This window comes from Helcobacillus sp. ACRRO, assembly GCF_022347125.1.
GTDB classification, from domain to species: domain Bacteria; phylum Actinomycetota; class Actinomycetes; order Actinomycetales; family Dermabacteraceae; genus Helcobacillus; species Helcobacillus massiliensis.
Window position 1 is genome coordinate 1 of record NZ_JAKRNG010000060.1, and the last position, 2,420, is coordinate 2,420.

Below are 2,420 nucleotides of genomic sequence, written 5' to 3' on the forward strand. Positions count from 1 at the left end.
GAGCACGGCACTGGGGTACGCATCGGGGCCGACGGAACCGGACATGCGAAAGGGCCGGGCGGGGACTGTGCCCCTGCCCGGCCCTGGAGCTCCGGCCCGAAGGCCGTACCGACGATTCAGCCGGTCAGACGAACTCGATGGTGCCGGTCTCGCGACCCAGCAGCACCACCGGGGTGATGGCCGAGTAGCCGGCGGCCTCGACGGCCCGGCGGTCGAACCGCACCAGCGGGTCGCCCGCGCGCACCTGGTCACCCGCGGCCGCGAGCACTTCGAAGCCGTTGCCGCCCATCTTCACGGTGTCCAGACCGATGTGGATCAGCAGCTCCGTGCCGTCGTTCAGCGTCATCGCCACAGCGTGACCGGTGTCCATGACCTGCACGACCGTGCCGGCGGCGGGCGCCACCACGGTGTCCTCGGTCGGGTCGATCGCAGCGCCCACGCCGAGCATGCCGGACGCGAAGGTCTGGTCCTCGACCTGGTCCAGCGGGATCACCGCACCGGCCACCGGCTGACGCAGACGCACGATCTGCTCAGCAGGAGCGGCGGCACCGGCGGCGAGGGCCGGGTCGTCACCAGCGGCGCCCGCGGAGGCGGCGTCGGCAGTGTCGGCTGCGGGAGCCGGGTCGGACGATGCGGATGATGCGGACGGAGCCTGGCGGACACCCTCCATGATGTCCTCCATCGCGTCCTTCACGAACTGCACGTTGAGGCCGTAGATGACCTGGTAGCTGTGGCCACCGGTCTTCATCACACCGGCAGCGCCGGCGCGCTTGAGCGCCTTCTCGTCAGCAAGGGACACATCGCCGAGCTGCATGCGCAGCCGCGTTGCGCAGTTCTCGATCTCCTCAATGTTGTCCGCGCCGCCGAGGGCGGTGATGAACCGATCGGCAGTGACGAGGTACTTGTCCGTACCTGCACCCGTCGGCCCACCAGTGGCGGTATCGCCGCCAGCAGCGTGGGAGCCGAGGGCAGCAGCGGAGACCGCCGCACCGGCCGGGGCGAGACCACCGGCAGCGACACCGGCGAGGTCCTCGTCCTCCTCCACCGGGCCGCGGCCCGGGGTGCGGAGGTTCCACTTCAGGATGATCCAGCGGAACGTCACGAAGTACACGGCGAACCAGAACAGGCCCAGCGGGAACACCATCCACGGGTTCTGCGCCATCGGGTTCGCCCACTGCACCAGCAGGTCGATGAACCCGGCGGAGAACCCGAAGCCGGAGCGCACCGGCAGCAGGGTCGTGATCGCCAGCGACAGGCCCATGAACAGGGCGTGCACCACGAACAGGCCCGGCGCGAGGAACATGAACAGGAACTCCAGCGGCTCCGTCACACCCACGAGGAACGACGCGAACGCCGCGGACAGCAGGATGCCGGCGGTGCGCTTCTTGCGGTCATTGTCAGCCGTCACGTACATCGCCAGTGCCGCACCCGGCAGGCCGAACATCATGATCGGGAAGAAGCCGGTCATGTACTGCCCGGTCACACCGTAGGTGCCCTCACCGGCGAGGAAGTTGTTGAGGTCGGCGATGCCGAAGCCGTCGAACCAGAACACGGCGTTCAGAGCATGGTGCAGACCGAACGGGATCAGCAGGCGGTTCAGGAAGCCGTAGATGCCGGCGCCGACGGGACCGAGCGTGGCGATGAACTCACCGAAGTGCACCAGGGCGCTGAACAGCAGCGGCCACAGCACCATCATGACCAGCGCGAACGCGATCGACACCAGCGCGGAGATGATGGCGACCGAGCGCTTGCCCGAGAAGAACGCGAAGTAGTCCGGCAGCTTCACGTCCTTGAAGCGGTCGTACGCCCACGCGCCGATGAGGCCGCAGATGATGCCGATGAAGACGTTCTTCACGTTCGCAAACGCCGGGTTGACAGCATCGACCTCAATGCCCTGGAACTTCGCCATGGTCTCAGGCGAGAGCAGTGTGGTGACCGTCAACCACGAGACGAGGCCGGCGAGGGCGGACGTGCCGTCGGACCTCGTGGACATGCCGATGGCGACACCCACGGCGAACAGCAGGGCGATGTTGTCGAGGAGGGCGCCGCCGGCGGCAGCGAGGAATGTGCCGACCAGGGACTCCGCGCCCACCCAGTAGCCGAAGCCGGAGAGGACCGCGGCGATGGGGAGCACGGCGACCGGAAGCATGAGCGACCGGCCGAGCCGTTGCAGGAACTTCATGAGGAGGAATCCTTCGCTTCCGGACGCGCGCTCGTCGTCGAAGCAGCGCCCGGAGAGTGGGAAGAGGGACGACGCCACTATGGTATGCCCCGGATGCACGAAGGACCGGGCGGGGAGCCCCGTTACCTTGTGAGCACCCCGATGGACGGGGTCTGGTCGCTCGGCCGGGTATGGCTTTGTTGCCCTGCCATTGATGGTCCGGGGGGTGTTGCCGCCCGGTCGAGAGACACGCGTTGAC

At 68.0% G+C, this 2,420-nt stretch carries 1 protein-coding gene; it reads right to left on the reverse strand.

Translation table 11 applies throughout. The annotated features are described in order from the left end of the window. Positions 1-124 precede the first annotated feature (124 nt). Positions 125-2,182 (reverse strand): glucose PTS transporter subunit IIA, encoded by a 2,058-nt coding sequence (locus MHY20_RS11470; protein ID WP_239376899.1) that lies wholly within the window; start codon positions 2,180-2,182, stop codon positions 125-127. Positions 2,183-2,420 lie beyond the last annotated feature (238 nt).

Bases quoted from the DNA above. Each gene is read 5' to 3' on its own strand.
- MHY20_RS11470 (WP_239376899.1), bottom strand. From the start codon at position 2,182: ATGAAGTTCCTGCAACGGCTCGGCCGGTCGCTCATGCTTCCGGTCGCC.